The organism is Chryseobacterium sp. MEBOG06 (assembly GCF_021869765.1).
GTDB lineage: Bacteria > Bacteroidota > Bacteroidia > Flavobacteriales > Weeksellaceae > Chryseobacterium.
The window spans coordinates 148,491-170,924 of record NZ_CP084580.1 but is presented as its reverse complement, the minus strand read 5'-3'; the positions used below and the strand labels follow the sequence as shown (position 1 = coordinate 170,924).

20 protein-coding genes are annotated in these 22,434 nt (G+C 36.6%); 11 read left to right on the top strand and 9 right to left on the bottom strand.

Annotation, left to right across the window (positions count from 1 at the left end):
* Positions 1-61: 61 nt before the first annotated feature.
* From LF887_RS00745 to LF887_RS00735, 3 genes are all read right to left on the bottom strand, one after another.
* Entirely contained in the window at positions 62-1,687 is a 1,626-nt protein-coding gene (locus LF887_RS00745; protein ID WP_236856931.1) for a SusD/RagB family nutrient-binding outer membrane lipoprotein, read from the bottom strand.
* Positions 1,688-1,704: 17 nt separating this feature from the next.
* Positions 1,705-4,665: a SusC/RagA family TonB-linked outer membrane protein gene (locus LF887_RS00740; protein ID WP_236856930.1), complete on the bottom strand. Its 2,961-nt coding sequence runs from the start codon at positions 4,663-4,665 to the stop codon at positions 1,705-1,707.
* A gap of 386 nt (positions 4,666-5,051) precedes the next feature.
* Entirely contained in the window at positions 5,052-5,930 is an 879-nt protein-coding gene (locus LF887_RS00735; protein ID WP_236856929.1) for an AraC family transcriptional regulator, read from the bottom strand.
* A 199-nt stretch (positions 5,931-6,129) separates the two neighbouring features.
* Between LF887_RS00735 and LF887_RS00730 the strand changes: the two genes are divergently transcribed.
* The 7 genes from LF887_RS00730 to LF887_RS00700 all read left to right on the top strand — a co-directional run bounded on the left by LF887_RS00730 (position 6,130) and on the right by LF887_RS00700 (position 12,401).
* The gene (locus tag LF887_RS00730) at positions 6,130-6,996 is read left to right on the top strand and encodes a helix-turn-helix domain-containing protein (protein ID WP_236856928.1); all 867 of its coding nucleotides are present in this window, start codon (positions 6,130-6,132) and stop codon (positions 6,994-6,996) included.
* An 81-nt stretch (positions 6,997-7,077) separates the two neighbouring features.
* The gene (locus LF887_RS00725; RefSeq protein ID WP_236856927.1) at positions 7,078-7,497 is read left to right on the top strand and encodes an OsmC family protein; all 420 of its coding nucleotides are present in this window, start codon (positions 7,078-7,080) and stop codon (positions 7,495-7,497) included.
* A gap of 116 nt (positions 7,498-7,613) precedes the next feature.
* A complete protein-coding gene (locus LF887_RS00720) occupies positions 7,614-8,219 on the top strand; it encodes a TetR/AcrR family transcriptional regulator (protein WP_236856926.1) in 606 nt (201 codons plus the stop codon).
* 10 nt (positions 8,220-8,229) lie between these two features.
* The gene (locus LF887_RS00715) at positions 8,230-9,498 is read left to right on the top strand and encodes an acetyl-CoA C-acetyltransferase (protein WP_236856925.1); all 1,269 of its coding nucleotides are present in this window, start codon (positions 8,230-8,232) and stop codon (positions 9,496-9,498) included.
* 11 nt (positions 9,499-9,509) lie between these two features.
* Positions 9,510-9,935, top strand: a complete 426-nt coding sequence (locus tag LF887_RS00710; protein ID WP_236856924.1) for a PaaI family thioesterase — start codon at positions 9,510-9,512, stop codon at positions 9,933-9,935.
* A gap of 2 nt (positions 9,936-9,937) precedes the next feature.
* Positions 9,938-11,179, top strand: coding sequence for a beta-ketoacyl-ACP synthase II (fabF, locus tag LF887_RS00705; protein ID WP_236856923.1), 1,242 nt, complete (start codon positions 9,938-9,940; stop codon positions 11,177-11,179).
* 97 nt (positions 11,180-11,276) lie between these two features.
* Entirely contained in the window at positions 11,277-12,401 is a 1,125-nt protein-coding gene (locus LF887_RS00700) for a TlpA family protein disulfide reductase (RefSeq protein ID WP_236856922.1), read from the top strand.
* Positions 12,402-12,490: 89 nt separating this feature from the next.
* On the opposite strand, the gene LF887_RS00695 is transcribed toward LF887_RS00700, so the two are convergent.
* Genes LF887_RS00695 through LF887_RS00685 form a run of 3 tightly spaced genes read right to left on the bottom strand, consistent with a single transcriptional unit; the run spans position 12,491 to position 14,751 of the window.
* Positions 12,491-12,970 (bottom strand): hypothetical protein, encoded by a 480-nt coding sequence (locus LF887_RS00695; RefSeq protein WP_236856921.1) that lies wholly within the window; start codon positions 12,968-12,970, stop codon positions 12,491-12,493.
* 21 nt (positions 12,971-12,991) lie between these two features.
* The gene (locus LF887_RS00690; RefSeq protein ID WP_236856920.1) at positions 12,992-13,411 is read right to left on the bottom strand and encodes a Dabb family protein; all 420 of its coding nucleotides are present in this window, start codon (positions 13,409-13,411) and stop codon (positions 12,992-12,994) included.
* An 11-nt stretch (positions 13,412-13,422) separates the two neighbouring features.
* The gene (locus LF887_RS00685) at positions 13,423-14,751 is read right to left on the bottom strand and encodes a hypothetical protein (RefSeq protein ID WP_236856919.1); all 1,329 of its coding nucleotides are present in this window, start codon (positions 14,749-14,751) and stop codon (positions 13,423-13,425) included.
* A 237-nt stretch (positions 14,752-14,988) separates the two neighbouring features.
* On the opposite strand from LF887_RS00685, the gene LF887_RS00680 reads away from it, so the two are divergent.
* Positions 14,989-15,675: a response regulator transcription factor gene (locus LF887_RS00680; RefSeq protein WP_236856918.1), complete on the top strand. Its 687-nt coding sequence runs from the start codon at positions 14,989-14,991 to the stop codon at positions 15,673-15,675.
* Positions 15,672-17,045, top strand: a complete 1,374-nt coding sequence (locus tag LF887_RS00675) for an ATP-binding protein (RefSeq protein ID WP_236856917.1) — start codon at positions 15,672-15,674, stop codon at positions 17,043-17,045. The genes LF887_RS00680 and LF887_RS00675 overlap by 4 nt, the downstream gene beginning before the upstream one ends.
* 29 nt (positions 17,046-17,074) lie before the next feature.
* On the opposite strand, the gene LF887_RS00670 is transcribed toward LF887_RS00675, so the two are convergent.
* Both LF887_RS00670 and msrB read right to left on the bottom strand, forming a co-directional pair.
* Entirely contained in the window at positions 17,075-17,836 is a 762-nt protein-coding gene (locus LF887_RS00670) for a murein L,D-transpeptidase catalytic domain family protein (RefSeq protein WP_236856916.1), read from the bottom strand.
* 365 nt (positions 17,837-18,201) lie between these two features.
* Entirely contained in the window at positions 18,202-18,648 is a 447-nt protein-coding gene (gene msrB, locus LF887_RS00665) for a peptide-methionine (R)-S-oxide reductase MsrB (protein WP_236856915.1), read from the bottom strand.
* A gap of 199 nt (positions 18,649-18,847) precedes the next feature.
* Between msrB and LF887_RS00660 the strand changes: the two genes are divergently transcribed.
* The gene (locus LF887_RS00660; protein WP_236856914.1) at positions 18,848-20,092 is read left to right on the top strand and encodes a DUF445 domain-containing protein; all 1,245 of its coding nucleotides are present in this window, start codon (positions 18,848-18,850) and stop codon (positions 20,090-20,092) included.
* Between the two features lie 28 nt (positions 20,093-20,120).
* Complete coding sequence (locus tag LF887_RS00655; RefSeq protein WP_236856913.1) at positions 20,121-21,008, top strand: hypothetical protein; 888 nt, start codon at positions 20,121-20,123, stop codon at positions 21,006-21,008.
* Positions 21,009-21,150: 142 nt separating this feature from the next.
* On the opposite strand, the gene LF887_RS00650 is transcribed toward LF887_RS00655, so the two are convergent.
* Positions 21,151-22,188, bottom strand: a complete 1,038-nt coding sequence (locus tag LF887_RS00650) for a quinone-dependent dihydroorotate dehydrogenase (protein ID WP_236856912.1) — start codon at positions 22,186-22,188, stop codon at positions 21,151-21,153.
* Between the last annotated feature and the right edge of the window lie 246 nt (positions 22,189-22,434).

Below are 22,434 nucleotides of genomic sequence, written 5' to 3'. Positions count from 1 at the left end.
CAGCCTCAATGAGTGAATGCAAATTTGAGATGCCTCTGTATTGTTGAGTGATTTTGATGTATTATTTTTTATCCCACCATAATTTGGTTCCACCGGTATCAGGTCCACTAAGAGTTTGTACAGCCTGTTGATAGTTATACAAGGATGTTTTAGTGTCAATAGTGAAAGGAATCCTTCTGATCATAGCTTCTGTACTGATCAGCCCGCCACTATCATTTTTTCTTACTTTAAAAAGAATAGGGTACCCGGTTCTTCTCTGTTCAGCCCACGCTTCAGGTCCATTTGGATAAAGGGATAACCATTTTTGGGTAATGATTCTTTCCAGTTTTCTTTCGTTAGAATCTCCGTCATTCCATGCAATGGTAATTGTACTTAATTGGGGATTTCCAGCATCTATGTTATTGGCTGCATTTTTTGGATCAACATAAGGAGCTTCCGTAGCTGTTGTATTGGCAAGATAAGTTCCAACCTCTGCACTTTTCCCCCATTCACCAAAAGATTGCTGAACTCCGGTTGTATAATTGATTTTAATATCACCTGCTCCGGTATATCCTCTCAACGCTGCTTCAGCTTTCAGGAACCATGTTTCTGCAGCTGTAAATAATTTCATTTTACCATCGGTTGCTGAAAAATAATCTCCAGCTGCTGATTTCGCCTGCGGTTGCGAGAATGCACCATACGTAGATTTTCCATTTAATAAATCAATTCCCTGGCGTACCCCTATGTATTTTCCCTGAACATCTGTATCTTTTGCGGGGATAGCATAGGCAGAAAGTCTTGGGTCATTATATCCGTTCATATAAGCCATCAAAGGAGCTCCTATCAAACAGTCTCCCCATGAGTAGATGATAAAGCTTAATTCAGACTGCCCTACACTGATCAATGCATTATCAGCATTATCAGTAATCAAACCTGCGGATGAACTCAATGCCTCTTCTGCATATTGTTTTGACTTTGCAGGATCTGCATAACTCATTCTCATAGCTAACCTCAGCTTCAATGAATTGGCCAGTTTTGCCCATTGAGTCATATTTCCTCCATACACCAAGTCAGCACTTTTTAATGAAGTTTTATCTTCTACATTCTGTGTTGCCGGGGTAGCCGCTATTTTCTGTAAATCTGTAATAGCTGAACTAAGATCAGCAATAAAATAATTGTAAGCATCCTGCTGGGAATCGAAATCAGTAACTCCGTTAGGATTAGGCTTTTCATATTTACTGTATACTAGAGGACCATGGTTGTCTGAAACTCTTGCTGCCGTAATCACTTTCAAAATCTTTTTAACGGCAAATGTTCCGGTAAAATCTATTCCCGCATAATTACCTTTAGCAGCATTATCAATGATGATAGAATAATTGAAAATATCCTGTTGTCTGGCAATAATCCTATTATTCCACCCGTCCATCATAGAATAGGTAAGGTTATTTACCCCGCCATTAAACTGAGTTGCCGTACTGAACATTCCACTGTACATATCGGCACTAAGGTTAGGATAAAGCTGATAATCCGACTGCAACCCCCTCTGTATGGATTTCATTGGGTTAACAATAGCGATAAAATCTGCGTAAAAATTTTCTGGTCCACCCAGTTTTTCCTGGTTATATTGTTCAAAGTCATTGGTACATCCTGATGCAGAAAACAGAACAGCAGCTCCGAATACCAATGTTTTAATAGTATTGATTTTCATTTTCTTAGTTGTAAAAGTTAGAAGTTCGCTTTTAATGATAATCCGATAGATCGGGTAACCGGTAGTCCGAATGAATCTACCCCTACTCCTCCAGGCGTGTTTCCTGATACCTGTTCAGGGTCAAACGGTGCTTTTTTATAGAAGAAAAATAAATTAGTCCCCACTAAACTTACCGTTGCATTTCTCATATATTTTGAATTGATATCAAAGGTATATGAAACAGAAGCCTGACGTAAACGTACTGTTGTAGCGCTATACAAATAAACTTCGTCAATTCCTTTTCCAAACCCTTCTGTAGTCCCAACTGCTTTATAGTAGTCTTTTGCGTTAGTAGTCCCGGTATAAGCTTGTCCTGCATTAGGAGTTCCCGGTGCATATACTGCATTTGGAATAGACACTCCTCCAGCATCTCTTGCATCAGCAGTAGCCTGACTTACTCCAAACAAATCATTGGCTTTCTCAGTAAGAGAAAGAACTTTACCTCCAAATTTACCATCAATAAGGAAAGAAATTCCAAGCTTACCAATGTTAAATGAGTTATTGAAACCCATAATAAACTTAGGGTTCGGGTTTCCAAGATAAGAAACAGTAGTTTCGCCTATTGGAGCCCCTTTCTCATTCACTAAAATACGTCCCTGATCATCTCTTTTAAACTTAATTCCGTAAAGATCTCCGAAAGATCCTCCCAATTTAAGTTTGGTATATTCTCCTCCTCCTGTCAATGAGAAAGGAAGTTCTTGAGAAATACTCAACTTTGTTGGGAATAGTTCAACAATCTTATTCTTATTTGCTGAAGCATTCACAGTAGCAGTCCATCCGAATTTTTCCGAATTGAAAACTTTATAAGATAAGGAAGACTCAAAACCTGTATTACGGATTTTCCCTGCATTTAAGTAGTATGACCCAGGAATCAATCCTCCTAAATATGACGGAATTGTAGTTTCCAATAACTGGTTACTTGTATTCGAGTTATAATAAGTGATATCAAAGCTTAATTTGTTATTCAACATTCTTAATTCAGTTCCCGCTTCAAAAGTTTTATTAAGCTCCGGTTTTGGGAGTAAATCTTCAAAGCCGGCACCTGTAGCAAAGGAGCTTTTAGGGTATACAAGCGTTCCTGCATCTACACCATAGGTATATCCTTTGTTGTATTCAACCATTGCATTGGATATATTCGTTGGCAATCCCAATCCTACTGTTGCATAAGATCCTCTTACTTTCCAGAAATTAATAGCTTCCGGAAGTTTGAAGACAGAAGATAATATAGCATTCACCCCTACAGACTCATAGTCAAACCCGGTTCTTCCCGTTAAAGCTAAAGTAGAATCCCAGTCGTTTCTGAAAGTCATATCCACATAGAACATATTCTTGTACCCTATGGAAGCACTTGCAAATACAGACTGCACCTGCTTTTTCATATTGGTATACGTATGATGATACCCGTCTCCCGGTGCTCTGTTTGTACTCCACTGAAGGTTATTCAATGTAAAAAGATTAGGATTTGCCAGATAGGCATTATCAATTTGCGTGATCTTATTTATTGTGGTATTAATACTTCCTCCTACGGTAAAATCTAATGAAATAGATTCACTTATTTTAGGGCTACCAATAAGCAAAACATCTCCATAGGTAGAAGAATTTTCGTAAATATTCTTAAGCATTCTGCCATTAACCCCATTCGCCAGTAAACTAGGGGCTGAAAAAGCAGCAATATCACGCTGGCTATCAGAAGTATTCCAGCTATAGTTCCCTCTCACTCTTGCAGACAACCATGGATTAATCTGATATGAAAGAGCAAGTGCACCATATGCATTCTTATTAGACACTGTAACAGGATTTCGATTTAGGATCCAATAAGGATTTTGTGTTACCGGATTTCCCTTAAAGCTTCCATCCGGATTTACTTCCCACCAATTCTGAGCTGGCAAAAATCTGGTTTTATCTAAATAGGAATAGTTATTAGCTCCATATTGATCAAAATCTACACCTCTAGGTAACCAGTACAAACTTGTCAAAGGAGAAAAAGACGCTCCCGGAGTCTGTCTGTTCTTACTTTCCTGTAAAGATCCAATAAAGTTGGCATCTAACGTTAATTTATCATCCAGAAACTTACTTGAATTTCTGAAAGAGATGTTGTATTGATCAAAGTAAGAAATAGGCACCACTCCTTTGTTGGTTGTATTCCCGATAGAGAAATAGTTGGTAGACTTTTCATTCCCTGACTGAAAAGAAAGGCTGTTTACCCACGTCGTTCCAGTCTGCAGAAAATCTTTAAGATAATCCTTAGATGAGCCTTTCGCTCCCCAGCTGTCTACAGCCTGTCCTGGCTGTGATCCTGCTACAGAGGGATCATAAGACAGATAACTATGTTGTAGCTTTGGAAGGCCATATGCTCTGTCCAGAGTAAGGCTGCTGCTATATGTAATCGAACTTTTTCCCGCACGTCCTTTTTTGGTAGTAATCAAAATTGCTCCATTTCCTCCTGCAGATCCATACAATGCAGAAGCAGAAGCCCCTTTCAGGAAATTCATGCTTTCAATATCATCAGGATTTATTGAGCTTAAGACATCTCCCGGATCCGGCATATTAGAATATTGTCCGATATCTGCTGATTTTCCCGTTCCGTTGATAATAGGAATTCCATCAATCACATAAAGTGGCTGTGTATTGTTTACAGATTTATTCCCTCTCATAATCACCCTTACAGAGCTTCCTACACCATTAGTTCTGTTGATCTGTACATTGGAAACTTTTCCGTTGATTGAATTTAATAGGTTTGGAGTTTTCACTTCTGTCAGCTCATCTCCGCCAATCTGCTGACTGGAGTACGTCAAAGAACGGGCCTGCCTTTTGATCCCCAAAGAGGTGACCACGACCTCCTGAATACTGGTTGTCTTTGCTGTGTCAGCCGTTTTTTTCTCCTGTGCATTAGCAGAAAGTGAAAAAACGAACAGAACCGGTATAACTGCTTTTCTCATAAGGTTTAGATATAGTTAGATTTAATTGAGAATCAATTACATTGCTTTATATTTAAATACGAAATTCTATTGTTTTTTTAGCAATATTTTATCGTTTACGCATTAAAATATTTAAAGTTTTCTTAAGATTTAATTCACATTGACAAATCTAAATTTTGTAACCAGTCTGATATAATACTATTTTATCATAAAACGATATTATTTTTTCAGCAACTTCAGACAAAACCAAACAACAGACTCAATATCAGCAAAATAAAACACCACCTAATCAATTAAAAAAAGAGGATTTATCTTCGTATTTTATCAAAATCAGACAAAATACTTTGCTTTAGATCTTAAAAATTAAAAGAAACCGGTGAAACCGGGATACAAATTGTAAAGAAATACTATTCAATTTTTTTAACCCCTTTAAATTGTTCTTTGAATTCTGTAGGAGTTGTTTTTTTGATAGACTTAAATACCTTATTGAAATTCGCAATATTATTAAAACCGGCCTCAAAAGCGATTTCAAAGACCGTAAGATTCTTTTCCATCAGCCAGCGTGCAGCATAGCTGATCCGAATTTCATTAAGGTAATTGATAAATGTTTTCCCCGTTCTCTTTTTTATAAAGCGGTTAAAGGTCACATTACTCATATTAACCAAAGAAGCAGCATCGTCCAACGTTATTTTATTCTCAAAATTCTTATGAACAAAATCATGAATAATCTTCATTTTATCATTATCACCAAAAGTTTCCAGCTCTATGCTGTAGGATGATAAAAGTGTCTTATTTTCTGCAACGGCCAGTTCATTCAAAATCTTCATAATTTCTATAAAAGATTCAAAACTGTTCATTTTTGACAGATTGAGAAATGAATCTTTTAGTTTTTCGGCCGTTTCTGTGGAAAAAAGAATCCCTCTGATCGAATCTTTCATCAGATTATTAATCGGTTTCAGGATGTTTTTCTGCATCATCGACTGATTAAAAAAATCCTGATTGAACTGAATCGTGATCTCATGGGTTTTTCTGTTCTTGCATTTATAATTGGCCCAGCAATGGGGCAGATTGGGGCCAACCAAGACCAGTTCTATGTTTCCGATCTCTCCCGTATGATCGCCTATCATCCTTCGGTATCCTTTTCCTTTGTAAACAAAATTAATTTCAATTTCAGGATGATAATGGTAAGGGAAATCAAATGATGCTTTGATCCTATCGAACACAAGAAAACTGTCCTCAGCAGATAGTGGAGTTATTTCTCTCAGAATATTTTCTAATTCACTCATGCAGGCAGTTTTGAAAAAGGGTTAAAAATAGAGGTTGCGGTACAAATCTTTGTAAAAATGATAAAATAATATCAATGTAAAAACATATTTTCGCTTTTTTTCATGCTATTTCAATAGGTATAGCATCATAAAATAGGATACCAATAATTTAATCTGTTTGAAATCATGCTTTTTTGTATCTTTATTCTAAAGTTAAAGTATGCCGCCACCTCTTATTTTTGAAGATCATTATAAAAGACTCGGGCTTGAAGTATTTTCAGAAGAAAATCTGGAAAACGTCAACGGAAATAAGTTTAGAACAGACGTTAAAATTTTTTTCATTCCTGCAGGTTACGAACTTACCGTTGATTTTAATCATTACAAAACAAAGAAACCCTCATTATTCTTTCTTACCAACCAGCACCTGAATATAGAAAAAGGAAAAGAAGAGTCAATACTTCTGTATTATAACCGTGATTTTTATTGTATTCAGATTCATGATAGAGAGGTTGCCTGTGACGGACTTCTCTTTCATAATGTATTCGAAATTCCATTTGTGGAACTCGACGATACAGAAACAAAGCTTATAAAAGAGCTTTTTCAAAATATTAAAATCGAACTTCAAGCGAAAGATTCTTCTGTGGAAGAAATGATCAGAACCTATGTAAAGCAGATGATCATCCGGGCAACAAGACAATGGAAAAAACAGAATCTGAACAATAAGATCACTAAAAGTTCAGGCACCGAACCCGATCTTTTCAGAGACTTCAGCAGATATCTGGAAATTCATTTCCGGGAAAAACATAATGTAGCAGATTATGCAGAACTCCTTCATATGGCTCCTAAAACATTAGCCCACAAATTCAGAAATTTAAACATTGATTCTCCGAACCAGCTTATTATTAACAGGATTTTATTAGAAGCTAAAAGATTATTGTTCTATACTGACAAACCTGTCAAAGAAGTAGCCTATGATCTCGGCTATGAGGATCCTGCTTATTTCAACAGGCTTTTCACCAGTAAAACAGGAAGTACTCCTGCTTATTTTAAAAAAAATTACTCTACGGGAAAAAAGTACAATATTTAAGTCTTTTCCTCTATTGAATAAAACCTGCCACAGATCTACCTTTGTATCATCAAAATCAAACAATATTAAAAAACAAACATTATGAGACGTAACGCAACAGCCGTTTGGAACGGAACTATCAAAGAAGGAAAAGGACACCTAACAACGCAAAGTACAACATTAAACCAGACTCAATACTCTTTCAACAGCCGTTTTGCTGACGGAGTGGGAACCAATCCCGAAGAGTTGCTTGCAGCAGCGCACGCAGGATGCTTTACTATGAAACTGGATGCAGAGCTTTCTCAGGCAGGTTATAATCCTGAAGAACTGAAAACAACTTCTGTTATCACTCTGGATCCTAATATTGGAAAAATCACAAAATCTGAATTGACTTTAATGGCTAAAGTTCCGGGAATTTCAGAAGAAGAGTTTCAGAAATTTGCTAAAATAGCAGAAGAAGGATGCCCTGTAAGTGCTGCTTTCAACTTTGAAATCACTCTGAATGCTACTTTAGAGCAATAAGGATTGTAAATAGTACACATTAAATCTGAGCAATAATAACCCTCAGATTTAATTTTCAAACAAAATATACCAATTGGTATATTTTCGTATATTTGCATTATAATTAAACACTTAAAATGTCAAAAGCGGAAAAAACAAAACAGTTCATTATTGAAAAAACAGCTACTTTGTTTAATACAAAGGGCTATATATCTACTTCGCTTTCAGACATTACTCAAGCAACGGGGCTGACGAAAGGAAGCATCTACGGTAATTTCGAAAATAAAGATCAGGTAGCCATTGAGGTGTATAAATACAATGCAAGCCAATTGAGCAAAATTATGAGCCGTTCGTTTGGAGATCAATATCCGGCCTCCGTAGATAAACTTCATGCTTTTGTTGATTTTTACAGAAAGAACTGGCGCTCTGTCTTTTCAAATGGGGGCTGCCCGCTGATGAATGCTGCTACCGAAGCAGATGACTCATTTCCAGTGCTCAAAAACCAGGTTAAAACATCTTTTGAAGCCTGGACTGGAAAAATAACGGCCGTCATTCAACAAGGTCAGCAAAACAAAGAACTGAATGAGAAGGTAAATGCTGATGAATATGCATCATTATTTGTGATGCTTATTGAAGGGGGAATCTTACTTTCCAAAACCATGGATGATGAGAAATTCCTGAATCAGGCTTTAGATAAAATCAGGAGTATGATTAACCAGGAACTCAATATTCTTCCATCATAAAATTCACCTTATGGAAACAAAAAAAGTGGCAATAATAGGATACAACAGAATTCCATTTGCCAGAATGAATACCGCTTATACAGAAAAAGGCAATCAGGATCTTCTACTGGCTGCACTGAATGGATTGATAGACCGCTATCAGCTCAAAGGAAAATTGCTTGGAGAAGTTGCAGGTGGAGCCGTGATTAAACATATTTCTGAAAGCAACCTCATCAGAGAAACGGTTATGAACACTTCTCTTGATTCCGCTACCCCTGCCTGTGATCTTCAACAGGCCTGTGATACAGGGATTGAAGCAGCAATCTATATTGGAAATAAAATTGCTTTGGGACAGATAGAAAGTGGTATAGCCTGCGGAGTAGAAGCCATGAGCAATATTCCTTTTGAGTCTTCACCACAATTAAGAAAGGCTTTATTAAAAGCCAATAAAGAAAAATCAGCCTTTGGAAAACTAAAACAACTCTTAGGCCCCAAACTGAAAGACTGGATGCCGGTCCCTTATAAAGGACAGGAGCCTAAAACAGGTCTGGTAATGGGTGAGCATACAGAGATTACAGCTAAATACTATAAGATTTCCAGAGAGGAACAGGATGAATTAGCTTTAAAAAGTCATCAAAACATGACAAAAGCTTATGATGAAGGATTTTTTGATGATATGATTACCCCTGCTTTCGGTTTGGATAAAGATAATAACCTCCGCCGTGACAGCAGTCTGGAAAAATTATCACAGCTAAAACCTGCCTTTGATAAGCAAAATGGAACTTTAACGGCAGGGAATTCCACTCCATTTACCGATGGAGCTTCAGCAGTTTTATTAGCCAGCGAGGAATGGGCAAAAGCCAACGACCTTCCTGTTTTAGCATATATCACTTTTTCAGAAGTCGCAGGAATAGAGTATGTCGAAAATAAACAAGATTTACTTCTTGCTCCGGTATTTGCGGCAGAAAGAATGTTAAAAAAAGCAGGAATGAATCTGGAAGATTTCGATTATTATGAAATTCATGAAGCATTTGCGGCACAGGTTTTAGCCACTATAAAAATCTGGGAAAATGATGATCTGGCAAAAAAATTCGGCTTGGAAAAAGCATTAGGAAAAATAGACCGGACTAAACTGAATGTAAAAGGAGGAAGCCTGGCAGCAGCCCACCCTTTCGCAGCAACAGGCGGAAGAGTGATTGCAACTCTTGCAAAACTTCTTCATGAAAAAGGAAATGGAAAAGGATTTATCTCCATATGTGCAGCGCGGGGACAGGGTATAACGATGATTTTAGAAAAATAAAAATTGAAAGTATGGATAGATTAACACAATTAAAACAATTCATCGGAAAAGAATTTGACCAGTCACCATCTCCTTTTATGAAATGGCTGAATCCTATTGTGCTTTCTGTAGAAGAAGGGCAGCTTGAGTTTCAATACACTGTAAGAGCTGAGTGGCTGAATCCGATTGGAAATCTTCACGGCGGAGTTACAGCAGCTATTATAGATGACGTTATCGGTGCCACCATGTTTTCTTTAAATGAAAATTCTTTCATCACCACTATAAATAATGTCATTGATTATTTTTCAACTGCAAAAGAAAATGATAATATTGTAGCTGAAACTAAAATCATTAAAAGAGGCAGGCAATTTGTAAACGCGCAATGCGAAATATGGAACGCTGACAAAACGCGCTTAATTGCAAGAGGGACCTCCAATTTATTCAAAATCAATAACTAAGTATGAAACGAGTTGTCATTACAGGTCTGGGCGCAGTGACGCCTTTGGGAAATAATGTCGAAGAATTTTGGCAAAACAGCATCAATGGAATGAGTGGGGCTAATAAAATAACCCATTTCGATACGGAAAAATTTAAAGTTCATTTTGCTTGTGAGGTTAAAAATTTTGATCCAAAAGTTCATTTAACACACAACGAAATCAAAAGAAGTGATCTATTTTCACAATATGCAATGTATTCAACTGCGGAAGCTTTAAAGGATTCCGGACTTGAACTTGAAAATATGGACCCTTTCGATACTGGTGTAATCTGGGGAACAGGACAGGGCGGAATGTGGACTTTCGAAAGCGAGGTAATGAATTTTGCTGCCGGTGACGGAACACCAAGATTCAATCCTTTTTTTGTACCGAAGTTCATCGCCAACATGGCATCAGGAATGATCTCTATGAAATATGGTCTTCAGGGGATCAACTATACAACGGTTTCAGCATGTGCAACCGGGAATACCGCGTTAATGGATGCTTTCAACTACATTCGTCTTGGAAAAGCTAAAGTAATTGTAAGCGGAGGTTCTGAAGCAGCCATTTCTCCGGCATCTATCGGTGGGTTTTCTATTATGAAAGCCATGTCTACGAGAAATGATGATTTTTCAACTGCAAGCCGCCCTTATGATGCCAACAGAGATGGTTTCGTAATGGGTGAAGGTGCAGGAACTTTGATTCTGGAAGAGTACGAACATGCCAGGGCAAGGGGTGCAAAAATCTATGCAGAATTGGTAGGAGCTGCGATGACAGCGGATGCTTATCACATGACAGCACCTCATCCTGACGGAGTGGGAGCAATCAAAGCAATGCAATTAGCGCTTAATGAAGCAGGAATTAACACAGATGATATTGATTATATTAATCCTCATGCTACCTCTACCCCACTTGGAGATCTGGTGGAACTGAACGGTATCAATAAATTATTTAAAGGAAGTAAAAACCTTGACATCAGTGCCACAAAATCCATGACAGGTCACTTACTAGGAGCAGCAGGTGCTGTTGAAGCAATTCTGTCCATCAAAGCCATTCAAAACGGAATTATTCCACCAACCATCAATCTTCATTCTATTGACGAGAATATTCCACAGGATATCAATATTGTATTTGGAGAAGCGAAGGAAAAAGACATTACCTATGCTTTAAGCAATGCCTTTGGGTTCGGAGGTCATAATGCAACCGTAATTTTCAAGAAGTTCAGCTAATCCTGAAATCAAAATAAATTGTAATCCTTGTGTTTTTTGCACAAGGATTTTTTATGTATAAAACTTTTTGTAAGTTAGTTCCATTACAAAATATTTTATGAAGAAACTTCTCTATGCATTATTAATTCTCATTTCAAATTTTATTTATTCTCAGAATAATTTTGAAATTGATCTCAGTTCAGATTCATACATTAATGACAGCCTCATGTTGGGTGCTCCAATGACGAGAAACGGATTTGGAGATCTTTATACATTCAAAATACAAACGAATGATAATATTTCTGATTTTGGTAAAAAGATCAAGATAGCTCATTCAATTTATTATTTTAAAATTCAAAAGAAAAATATTGTCAATGGTTTTATAGAATATCCTCAACCTGTAGCGTTTGGCTATATAGGAAAGAAAGGTGAGCCCATTTATAATACAAAAATATTTTTCTTAGAAAAAGGAAAATATAAAATTAATTTACCTCAACACATTAACAATCTAGAACTTAATATAGATTCACCGGCCAATAAAGAATATAAGGCTTTACAAAGATCATTGGAACAGTTTTATATAAAATCAAAAAGTCCTCACCATCGTGACAGTTTGATCAACATGAACAAGAAACAGGAATTTTTAGGAGAATATATCAGGAAAAAACCAAATTCATATGTCGCATTATGGGAGATTGTGAATGATTATACTCTTGAGGATTATCACCCTGCTTATTTGAAAAACTTAAATTTATTTTCAGCAAAATTTAAACAAAACAAATTATACAAAGGTGTTGAAGCTCGTTTAAAAGCAGAACAATCTACATCCATCGGACAAAAAATACCTGATATTTATTTTGACAAGCAGAATAAATTGACTTCGGAAGACTTTAAGAAATATAAATTAACCTTTATTGACTATTGGTCAACCACATGTGCTCCCTGTATAAAAAGTATGCCTGAACTTGTGAAGCTGTATCATGAATATAAAGATCAAAATGTAAATTTCATCACGATCACAGACGAACAAAAACCCAATAGAATGGAGATTGCAAAGAATATTTTAAAGAAAAACAATGCGAATTGGATGAATTTCTTTGATGCCAACAAAGACTTCCAAAAAAAAGTGAATGCTACAACCTATCCCCTCCACTTTATCATCGATGAAAACGGAAAAATAATTGCCCGAATCAGCAATAGTATTGAGGAAGCCAGAACTGTTATTAAAAAGTATTTAGAATAATTTCTTCAAAAGGAAAAGCAGCCAAAACTGGCTGCTTCAAACATAACGAATCTATATAATTCTCTTTTAAAAGAGAGTTGTATTAAAAATTACTGAGCATCCGGAACGAAAAGATCATCAGCATTTTCTGAAATCGGGATGTAAAGTCTCTCCCATTCTTTACTTTTCACCATATCCCAGCTGTGTCCGGATCCTTTAAGATCTTCGGCAAGAAGTACAACTCCAGGTTTAATCATAAAAGTGGACCCGTCTGTCACTTTGAATTTAATATTCCCTTTGATGGTAATTACATATTGTCTTCTGGGTGCAGGATGGGCGTTTTTCTCCCATTCTTCAGTTTTATTACTCATCCAGAAGGTCGTTGTATTCATGTGCTTAAGTGTTGGTATTTTTCCTTTCTCAAAAGTACATGACCCATCAGGGTTATTAATCAACCTTATAGCCGGAATAAACTCTGTGGAGACTTCCGGAGTTACACTCACATTTTTGTGGTTTTTATGTTGTGCATTCATAAATCCTACAGTACTTACTACTAAAACAAGGCTAAGCCCTTTCATGAAATTTTTCATTATAAATTTAATTCTTTATTTTTAATTATATACAGTATCATAAACCAACATTCTGTCAAAGAATGGTTTATATTTCTGAACCAGTGCCAGATGCTCGGGAAGTTTTCCGTAGGCTTCCAGTTCTTCCAGACTCTCAAATTCCATAGAGGCATTGTAGGTAAATGTGCTGTCTAAAACACTTCTCGGAGTGGATGCTGCTGGTTTTCCGTAGCGAAGATTTTTTTGGTAAGGAAGTTTTTTAAGGCCTTCAAAAAAATTCTCAAATTCTTTTACTTCTGATTCAGAAAGATCTTTTCTCAGCCAGAACAATAAATAATGGAAGTACATTTTTTTCTTTTTTATAGGGTTAAACATGGGTAAAGCAGAGGCCAGCATATTTCCCGAAACCAAAAGCAAGGCAGAAGCCTGAACGGATCGGAATAAAAATTTTCTTCTTTCCATAGTATCTTATTTTAATTAAAATCGATTCTGTATTTAAGGACAAACTGCCATTTTCTGTCAGAGACTACTGCATCATTGGAAGGGCCGTTAGCATAAACAGGTCTGTTCTGCGCATCAAAGGTTAATCTGGAGGACATTCCGTTCAGCAGAAGAGATATTCCCGCATCATAGACTACTGCATTATCATGAAGTCCTTTCAGGTCAGATAATTGTACTCCAACTGCCGGCTGTAACTGGAGATTTTTCTTCTCTTTATTTAAATAAGGAAGGGTTCCTCCCAATTGTACATAATAGGTATTTCCGGTTCCGATGACAGGCATTGCATTTCCTGCTCCGTTAAGGCTGGCCTGAGTAACATCTACAGAAGTTGCAGGGTTATTGGTTCCTACATACCGGATATAGTTTGGACCATAATCATTATGCATTGCCATTCCATAAGCACTTATTGATGTTCCGTTTTCTTTGTTCAGCGGGGCATCATAGAATAAATCTACTGCAAAGCTTTTCATATCATCATTCACCGTATTTTTTCCGGAATCCAGATGCCATAGTGCATTGTGGATATAATCAAATCCGGCTCCTAAACTCAATACATTCTTTTTGCCAACGTATGTTCCCGAATTAAAAGGGGTTGAAATATTCTCTTTATCCAAAAAAGCATATCTGAAATATCCTGAGAAATCTTTCCCCGGAGAATTTTTACTGAAAGCAGCCACATTATATTTAGGATCTGCAGTGGTCATCGTATAAGGATCTGCTACTACCAGACGGTAATCAAATTTTCCCAGCTGGCCCTTGATATAAGCACTGAGCTCTCTCACTGTATAGTCTGTAGCTCCGGCATTGGAAGTGGCATAAGCCGGAAGATCGTACAACAGCGTATTTAAAGGGCCCGTTGTAAACCTTGAAAGACCGCGCCATGTAGAGCGTCCAGCTCCGAAAGCAATTTTATCATTAAAGGAATATTCAGCATAAGCATCCAACAGATCAAAATAATTACTCGCTTTTGCATTGGCATTCACGTTGGTAGTTCCTCCCTGCAATACGAACATTAATTTCTCAGTAGGTTTGTAGGTCATTTTCACACGAACTCTGCGAAGCGAAAGATCAGACAGATCTGATTTAGCTTCATTATTCACAAGACTTCCAGGATTCAGCTGTGTATACCTGGCCCATAGTTCAGCGTACCCGCTCAGGGAAATATATCGTGAATGTTCATCATTGAAATAATGGGTCAATCCGGGATTATTAAAATCATTTTTCTTCTGAGCTTCTAATTTTCCCATGATTCCCAACAGGGAAAATAAAGCAAGTCCGGTTCTGAAAGAGGTAGTCTTCATATTTTTTCTATTCTTATCTTTTTGTTGATTTCAACGGGACAAAATTAGATCGGGAAAGCCTGCACTGGTATTAGAAATCTATTAGAAACCTTATAGAAAACTATTAAAAAGGTTAATCTTTTCTGATAAAATGAAAATATGAAATACCTTTGTACAGGGATTTAAGGCTAGCTGAAAATCAACCTTTTGAAAACAAATTCTGAATAAAAAAAGTCTTTACATCCTTAGTATTTGCTTATGAAAGTTTTAATAGTAGAAGATAATTCACGGGTTTCAAGTCTCTTAAAGAGAGGACTGGAAAGTCAGGAATATCAGGTTTATATTTCCGAAGATGCAGAAGACGCCATTGTTTTGTTGAATAAAATAACATTCGACCTGGCTATTACGGACATCATGCTTCCTAAAATGAATGGGATAGATCTCTGTAAACTGATTAAGCAAAATTACCCTGACTTACCCATTATTATGTTGACCGCTTTGGGAACAATTGATGAAAAAATTGAAGGATTTGATGCCGGAGCAGATGATTATATGGTAAAACCATTCGAAATAAGAGAGCTCTTTGTGAGAATAAAGGCTATTCTCCAGAGAAGGTCTAATAAAAATAAAGAAGCCTATCTGACGGAGCTGGAATATCATGATCTGAGAATTGACAAAAAATTCAACAGGGTTTTCAGGAGCGGAGCAGAGATTGAACTCACCCCCAAAGAGTTTAAGCTTTTGGTATTTCTGGTGAGCAACGCGGAAAGGATTCTTACCCGGGAGGAAATTGCTGAAAATGTCTGGGGAAATCATTTTGACACGGGAACCAATTATATAGATGTTTATATTGCCTATCTGCGAAAAAAAATTGATAAGAATTTTGACCAGAAACTTATTCATACCAAGCCGGGGGTAGGATTTATTTTCACTTCACAATTATGAAAATAGCAACCAGAACTGCATTGATCTACGCTGTACTTACAGCAGGCATCCTTTTTTTGTTTGCCTACGTTCTTTATTTTGTATCCGAAAAAAACCGGGAAGATGAGTTTAATGACCGTCTTGGATATAAAGTCATCTGGCGTTCGGAATTTATTTTTGATGCCCGAATCAACGATGAAAAAATCCGTGAGCTTCATCAGCGTAATCAGAAACTGCTGAATGAGGCAGATATCAGCGTTTATAACAGTAATAAAGAACTTACATTCACAGATATTCCCCCTTCAAAAAGCAATGAAAAGTATCTGGATAAAATGATCAGATCCAATAAAAACAAAATATTCTGGCAGCAGGGCGACCGTCAGTATATTGCTCTTCAGTTTGAATCAAACGGAGAGAAGTTTTACATCATAGGAAGTGCAGAGGATGTAACCGGAAAGGCTCATATTGCAGAGTTTAAAAAAGACATCATCATCATTTATATCAGTTGTATTGTTCTTATTTTTATTATTGGATTTCTGTTCTCCTATTATACCTTAAAACCATTAAAAGATATCATTGTTCAGATCCGTGATATCTCAGAACATAATTTGGATCAGCGACTGGATATTCCAAAAGCTAAGGATGAAATTTATGAACTGACTGAAACCTTCAATTCTACATTCAACAGACTTGAAAAATCTTTTAACAGCCATAAACAGTTTGTGACAACACTTTCTCACGAATTCAGAACTCCGCTCTCCACTTTAATTGCAGAACTTGAACTGGCCAAAGAACTGAATGTAACTCTGGATGATTACAAGCTTTCCATTGACAATGCTTTACAGGATGCCAATGATGCATCTGAGCTTTCATCAGCCCTTCTGGATTTTGCGCGGGCCAGCTATGATGTCTCACAAATCAGTCTTGTCAAGGTTCGTTTGGATGAAATTTTGGCAGAAGCCAAGCTAGCACTGCTTCAGAAAAATATAAATTATAAAATCGGAATCAATTATGTAGGGAATACTACGGATGAGGATGAGAACAATTATGACTTCCATGGAAATCCGTATCTCCTGCAGGTTGCTTTTTCTAATCTTATGGAAAATGCCTGCAAATATTCACGGGATAAAAGCTGTCATGTAGAAATAGAAACCAATGCTCAGTTTATAAAGATCAAGTTTATAGATTATGGGATTGGGATTTCGGAGAAAGACCTTTCCAATATTTTCGACCTCTTTTACCGGGGGGCTAATAAAAACTTTGAAAAAGGAAATGGTATAGGTCTTTCTATTGTAAAAAGAATTGTAGAAATTCATGAAGGAAAGATTTCCGTGCATTCAGAAATTTCAAAAGGGAGCTTATTTACTATAGAATTTTCTTCTAAAAAATAAAAAAAGCAGTCAAATCTGACTGCTCTTTTTTATGCTTTTAGCCATTCCGAGGAGGAAAGATAATTCTGATCAGGATAATAAATGAACAGACAGTTTCTTCCTTTAATTGTATTGATAATGGGCTGCGTAAGTTCTTTTGGTACCGCAGGACATCCCCAGCTTCTTCCGATTCTTTTGTGCATGGCGGCAAAATCATCGCTTACATAGTTGGCTCCATGCAGGACTATTGCCCTTCTGTATGCAGCATCATTAAATCCTTTATCCATTCCCAACAGTTTCAAAGAATATCCGTTGTCTCCCTGATAGGTTGCATCTGTGATATAAAATCCTAAGCTGCTCTGTAACGAACTTTCCCTGTTAGAAAAATTCGTCGCAAATTCTTCGCCTGTATTTTTACCGTGAGCAACCAATGAGTTGAACAGAACTTTTTTATCTTCAAGATCAATTATCCAAAGTCTTTTCATATTCGAAGACATAGAAAAATCGCAGATAGTCAATAAATGCGAATCCTGGTTAAGTAATCCTGCTTTTTTTAAATTTTCGAAACCCGTCAATGCTTTTGAGAACACTTCAAAATTCAATTCATGCTCCGGGTCAAAGGCAATTGATTGGTACAATGCTTCTGATGAAGATACAGCTCCTGCGCTCTTCTCAGATTTCGTGTCGTCAGCTACAGCTACTTTTTCAGTTTTTGTTTTGAAATTTTCATTCTTTACCACCGTTCTTGGAGAAAGATAGAATGAAGTCGTAACCATGTAAACAAGGCCTATTACGCTATAAAATCCTTTCATTCAATAATATATAAATCCAAATTAGTGGGGCAAAATTATAAAAACATAACTACCAGAGGGTTATAACTCTAAAAAGTTTAACGCTATTTAAGAAACTTTAACGGTAGTGCAGGCATCTGCCTGATTATAAATCTATTCCGCCTGTTCCCGATAACTCCTATTTACAGGTTGAAATATCATATAAAAATATTTGATCACAAAAATATTCAGTTCATTTCCGGATTCTTTCCAGTTCATAATATTTTAACTCATCTTTTTCCGCCAAATTCAGGCTATATATTAAGATGATACTTCGAAAGGCCGTTCCGGACAAATTTCCTTTCATCCGGAAATCCAGCTCTTTCAAAGAATATCTTATAAAAAATCTATTTCTGAGAATCAGAAATAAATTCCAGGCTCACAGAATTCATACAATATCTCAATCCTGTAGGTTTCGGGCCATCATCAAAAACGTGTCCCAGATGAGAATCACATCGCTTACAAAGCACTTCTACCCTCTCCATTCCATAAGCCTGATCTCTTTTATAATACACACCGTCTTTATCGGCTTCAAAGAAACTCGGCCATCCACAGCTGCTTGCAAATTTTGACGTTGAACGGAACAGGTGGTTTCCACAAACGGCACAATAATAGTCTCCTACCTCATCATATTCATTATATTTTCCGGTAAAAGCCCTTTCTGTGGCAGCTTCTCGGGCAATGGCGTACAGGTCCGGAGCCAGGATCTTTTTCCATTCTTCATTAGGGATATCCAGCTTGGCTGTATCTGTTCTGGAATAGTATGGATTGTTTTTTGCTTCTGTATTTTCCATAGGAATAGTTTTAATAGGTTAATATTTCTCTACGCAAGCGTCAGAACAATTAATATCGTTGAAACTAAAAATTACATTTCTTATGTAAGCTCCGCAAACCTTAACCCGAAAAGGCTCAAAAGTTTTTGTATCTTTTATGGGTTAAAAGCTCTTGTTAAGAATAACGGGTTTCGTAACCAAATTTAGTAAATTTGAGAATATGAATGACGAAGCAAAAAGAAAACAGCTCAGAAAATATAAAGCATTTGCTACAGGATTATTTGTTCTGATGGCCATTATTTTTATAGTGACCACTATTCTACAGAAGTCTAATAATTCTCATTGGATAGGCTATGTTCGGGCTTTTGCAGAAGCAGCTATGGTAGGTGCATTAGCAGACTGGTTTGCAGTAACCGCCCTATTCCGTCATCCCCTTGGCCTTCCGATCCCTCATACGAATCTGATTGAAAACAGCAAACAGAGATTAGGTGATAATCTTGGCAGTTTTGTAGTGGGCAACTTTCTTTCTCCTCAAAATATACGGCCCTACATTCAGAAGCTTAAGGTTTCCAACTTTGTGGGAGAATGGCTGGGTAAAGAGAAAAGTCAGGATATTTTGATTAAAAACCTTTCTGATATCGTTCTCGACATTCTCAATAAGCTGGACGACTCTACAGTAAGCCAGTTTATCAGCAAAAAAGTAGCTGAAATGACGGATGACATCAAGCTTAATAAAGTGGTAGGAAACGGAATTGGTTATATTCTGGAAAAGAACGACCATCAGAGGATCATTACCAATCTTTCCAAGCAGATCAAAGAATATATCATTGAAAATGATGAGATGATCAAGGACCGTGTAAAGAAGGGCAGTTACACGTTTATCCCTTCATTTGTAGATAACAAAATTGCAGATAAGATTGCAGAAGGTCTTTCTGATTTTTTCAAGGAGGTAGAAGAAGATCCGGAGCATAAAGTAAGAGAACTTATCACACAAAAAATTCATGAATTCTCTGTTGATCTGAAAGAAGATCCAAAATGGGAAGATGAGTTTAAAACCATCAAGAACGGATTTTTAAAAAATGACAAGCTGGACGAGTATTCCAATGACATCTGGGTTTCTATAAAAAAAACACTGATGAAAGAACTTCAGGAAGATCATTCGGCACTGAAAAATTATCTTTCCAAGAACCTGAATGAGTTTGCTCAAAATTTAAAGACCGATGAAAAACTTCAGAATAAAATAGATCATTGGGTTCGGGTAACCGCCTATAAATATATTCTTAAAAATACTCATCAGTTCGGGAATCTCATCAGTACCACTGTAGGAAACTGGCAGGGAAAAGAGCTGAGTGAAAAGCTGGAGCTGGAAGTAGGAAAAGATCTTCAGTTCATCCGGGTCAACGGAACCCTTGTAGGAGGTTTAGTAGGACTTATTATCTATACTGTTTCCCATTTTTTCCTTTGAAAAAGCTAAAACTATCCATCACACAATCATGAAAAAAGTTTTCTCTCTATTCTTTTTTTTAAGCTTTCTATTATTTCTCTGTCAGAAAGTTGAACTGAAAAAGGTAACCGACTCATCACAAGTATTCAAAGGAGAAATTGCAGGAACTCCTGTTACTATGCATCTTTATTTTGCAGGAATTGCAGACTGCAGCCTGTATCAATATTTTGTAGAAGGCTGGTATTACTATGATAAATATCAGAAGAAAATACCCCTGACGGGAGTATATAATTACGGCAATCTGTCATTATATAACTTTGGAACGAAGCAAAAGCAGAATTCCAAAATATTGAAAGAGCAAATCACATCACCACAGAAAGTAGAAAAAACAAACGAGATTTCGCAAGCACTACAGCCTAAAGAATATATACTGTTTGATCAGGATGCGACCAAAAAAAACACCCTTCCCGGTCAGTTTTATATGGATAAAAAAGTTCAGCCTGCTCAATTGTTTACCAGCAATAGTATGATCTACCGTTATAACAATTATATTATTCTCCCGAATAATAAAAAGATCAACACCTATGATTTTATTAATAAAGCAGGTGGAAACCAATTGATTTCTTATACATCAGGAGAAAATGGAAACCGCGTTCTGCTATATTTTGAACACACATCCAACCTGAATGCCTGTGGAAGATGTGGTGCAAGTGAAGGAGAGAAAGGCTACCGGGTTCTTTATTTTACAAAAGACTGGAATTATAAAAATTATCAGGAGTTCTTAACCGAAAGCTGTCTGGAATCTATCTATGACACAACAAAAACAAAATCTAAAGACAGAAAAACAATACAATATAAAGTAGGCAAATCGGATTCTTCTCCTGCCTATGCATTTACTGTAGATATAGAAAATGCATCTATTGTAAAATCAAAATAGATCCAAAGAAATTCCCGGGTTAGGTCAAATAATTTTAAGTCGAAGATTATTAAATGTAAAATGTCCCCCTATTCAGGAGGACAAAAAATGTTGCAGCTAGAGCTCATATTTTTTTGAGCTTCAGAAATATGTATGTATTCTTTTATCTTGGTAATCTGCTTGCTCTTTTCAAAAGTTCCTGATTGATCTCATTGATCAGTTCCGGACCTTCATAGATAAACCCCGTGTACAGCTGAATTAGGCTTGCACCGGCATCCAGTTTTTCAACAGCATCTTTCGCAGAATGTATTCCTCCCACTCCAATGATTGGGAAAGCTCTGTTGCTTTTCTCAGAAAGGTATTTGATCATTCTGGTACTTCTCTCACGGATAGGTTTTCCGCTTAATCCCCCATTTCCTATTTGTTCTAGAACTTCAGGAGAGGTTTTCAGGCCTTCTCTGTTGACAGAAGTATTGGAAACAATTACTCCGTCAATTTTTGTTTCTGCTATCAGATCCACAATTTCGTCTAACTGACTGTCATTAAGATCCGGAGCAATCTTCAGTAATATAGGTTTTTGTAGCGTTTTCGACTGATTTATTTTCTTCACTGCTGTAATCAGTTCACGCAGATATTCCACATCTTCAAGTTTAGCGTGGCTTCCAACATTCGGGCAGCTTACATTCAGTACAAAATAATCTACATGCGGATGAAGACCTTCAAAACAGTCTAAATAATCCTGGGTATAGTTTTCGGGAGTTGTATTGGTATTTTTTCCGATGTTTCCACCGATGATTATTTTTCCTTTGTTGGTTTTCAGTTTTTCAATAGCCGCTTCAAGACCATCGTTGTTGAACCCCATCCTGTTGATAATTCCACCGTCTTCTATTAAGCGGAATAATCTTTTTTTAGGGTTTCCGGCCTGAGCTTTTGGAGTTACCGTCCCGATTTCTACAAATCCGAAACCAAGATCTCCCAATTCGTTAAACAAAACAGCATTTTTATCGAAACCGGCAGCCAATCCTACAGGATTTTTAAATTTCAACCCGAAAACTTCTCTTTCCAGACGCTTGTCTTCAATAGGTTTTGGGAAAAACAATTTGGTAAGAAATCCAAAATTTTTAAGCATTGAAAATGTAAAATGATGAACTTCTTCAGGATCAAATTTGAAAAGAATTGGACGAATTATCGATTTGTACATTGAAAAAAAGTTTTACAAAATTACTCATTTTAAAATTAATCTTCGATTATCCTATGATATTTTAACATTTAATATATGGAAAAGTAATCAAAACCCATCCCGATCATTTAAACTGGTAAAATCAGTGAACTGTTTTTAAAGAAGATTTTATTTTATAGCTTTTCCCGCTTTTTATTACAATCTTTTTTTGCAAAAAAGGATTTTCATTACAATCGGGGCTAGGGTTAAAGTCCTTGATTATAGTAT

What these genes read in the sequence shown, in the direction of transcription:
- LF887_RS00655 (WP_236856913.1), top strand. Translation starts at nt 20,121, where the DNA reads ATGAAAAAAGTTTTCTCTCTATTCTTTTTTTTAAGCTTTCTATTATTT.
- LF887_RS00660 (WP_236856914.1), top strand. Translation starts at nt 18,848, where the DNA reads ATGAATGACGAAGCAAAAAGAAAACAGCTCAGAAAATATAAAGCATTT.
- LF887_RS00720 (WP_236856926.1), top strand. Translation starts at nt 7,614, where the DNA reads ATGTCAAAAGCGGAAAAAACAAAACAGTTCATTATTGAAAAAACAGCT.
- LF887_RS00730 (WP_236856928.1), top strand. Translation starts at nt 6,130, where the DNA reads ATGCCGCCACCTCTTATTTTTGAAGATCATTATAAAAGACTCGGGCTT.
- LF887_RS00685 (WP_236856919.1), bottom strand. Translation starts at nt 14,751, where the DNA reads ATGAAGACTACCTCTTTCAGAACCGGACTTGCTTTATTTTCCCTGTTG.
- LF887_RS00700 (WP_236856922.1), top strand. Translation starts at nt 11,277, where the DNA reads ATGAAGAAACTTCTCTATGCATTATTAATTCTCATTTCAAATTTTATT.
- LF887_RS00725 (WP_236856927.1), top strand. Translation starts at nt 7,078, where the DNA reads ATGAGACGTAACGCAACAGCCGTTTGGAACGGAACTATCAAAGAAGGA.
- LF887_RS00670 (WP_236856916.1), bottom strand. Translation starts at nt 17,836, where the DNA reads ATGAAAGGATTTTATAGCGTAATAGGCCTTGTTTACATGGTTACGACT.
- LF887_RS00680 (WP_236856918.1), top strand. Translation starts at nt 14,989, where the DNA reads ATGAAAGTTTTAATAGTAGAAGATAATTCACGGGTTTCAAGTCTCTTA.
- LF887_RS00710 (WP_236856924.1), top strand. Translation starts at nt 9,510, where the DNA reads ATGGATAGATTAACACAATTAAAACAATTCATCGGAAAAGAATTTGAC.
- fabF (WP_236856923.1), top strand. Translation starts at nt 9,938, where the DNA reads ATGAAACGAGTTGTCATTACAGGTCTGGGCGCAGTGACGCCTTTGGGA.
- LF887_RS00690 (WP_236856920.1), bottom strand. Translation starts at nt 13,411, where the DNA reads ATGGAAAGAAGAAAATTTTTATTCCGATCCGTTCAGGCTTCTGCCTTG.
- LF887_RS00695 (WP_236856921.1), bottom strand. Translation starts at nt 12,970, where the DNA reads ATGAAAAATTTCATGAAAGGGCTTAGCCTTGTTTTAGTAGTAAGTACT.
- LF887_RS00675 (WP_236856917.1), top strand. Translation starts at nt 15,672, where the DNA reads ATGAAAATAGCAACCAGAACTGCATTGATCTACGCTGTACTTACAGCA.
- LF887_RS00650 (WP_236856912.1), bottom strand. Translation starts at nt 22,188, where the DNA reads ATGTACAAATCGATAATTCGTCCAATTCTTTTCAAATTTGATCCTGAA.
- LF887_RS00740 (WP_236856930.1), bottom strand. Translation starts at nt 4,665, where the DNA reads ATGAGAAAAGCAGTTATACCGGTTCTGTTCGTTTTTTCACTTTCTGCT.
- LF887_RS00715 (WP_236856925.1), top strand. Translation starts at nt 8,230, where the DNA reads ATGGAAACAAAAAAAGTGGCAATAATAGGATACAACAGAATTCCATTT.
- LF887_RS00745 (WP_236856931.1), bottom strand. Translation starts at nt 1,687, where the DNA reads ATGAAAATCAATACTATTAAAACATTGGTATTCGGAGCTGCTGTTCTG.
- msrB (WP_236856915.1), bottom strand. Translation starts at nt 18,648, where the DNA reads ATGGAAAATACAGAAGCAAAAAACAATCCATACTATTCCAGAACAGAT.
- LF887_RS00735 (WP_236856929.1), bottom strand. Translation starts at nt 5,930, where the DNA reads ATGAGTGAATTAGAAAATATTCTGAGAGAAATAACTCCACTATCTGCT.